General features: G+C 71.9%; 2 protein-coding genes. Both read left to right on the forward strand.

The features are described from left to right. On the forward strand, positions 1–618 hold a 618-nt coding region (locus tag ACYVE7_RS34865; protein ID WP_460370930.1), incomplete at its 5' end, for a hypothetical protein. 41 nt (positions 619–659) lie between these two features. Continuing rightward, the coding region (locus ACYVE7_RS34870) for a hypothetical protein (RefSeq protein ID WP_460370931.1) at positions 660–864 on the forward strand (205 nt) is incomplete at its 3' end.

Consider the following 864-nt stretch of genomic DNA (forward strand, 5'->3'; position numbering starts at 1 on the left):
GCCACCGCCGACCTCACCGACGCGACCGCCGGACGGTTCCGGCTCCTCGCCGACGCCCGCCCCGACGGGGCGCTGCCCGCCGACGCCGCCCGCCGGATCACCCTGATGAAGCACGCCGTCGAGCTGCGCGCCGACTTCACCAGGGCCAAGGGCCGCCGCCGCTACGAGACCTACACCGACCTGCTCAAGGAGTACCGCGACGCGAGCCCGATCCTGGATTACCTCGTCCCGCTGCTCCCGCGGCTGATGCGCGACCTCGAACCGGAGTTCCTGCTGACGGCGCTGATCGGCGCTCAGCCTGGCCTGCGCCGGCGCTACCTGGACGACACCGCCGAGCTCCTGCTCCGCCCCGGCGACCTCGCCTACCGGACGGCCGCGGGCGTGTACGAGGTCGCCACCGCCGCGGACGTCCAGGGCTACCGCGAGCTCGCCGACCAGCTCGCGCTACGGCTGCGGACCGTGCTGGCCGGGTGGAGCCAGCGGGAGGTCCGCCAGATCGGCAAACGGCTGAAGAAGGCCGACGAGCAGACCGCCGCCGAGTTCGAGCTGTGGGTGGAGCAGAACTTCCACCGCAGGACCCTCACCCTGCCCAAGCTGCGCTGGAAGTCCCGGGACTGACCGGCGACGACCCCCAGAAGACCCCCCCTGGAGGACCGACCATGGACGACGACGGTTGCGCGATCGGCTGCGCTGTCTTCTTCTTCATGCTGGCGCTCGCGCTGATCAGCGTGGTGCTCTACTTCATCACCGTCCCGGTGATCACCGTTTCCAGTCTCGGGTTCGCGGGCTACGGCATCGTCCTGTACACGTGGGGCGTGGCGGGCGCGCTGGGCGTCGCGGGCGACCGGCGGGCGGTGCGGGTGC

It is taken from the genome of Actinocorallia lasiicapitis (genome assembly GCF_054778695.1).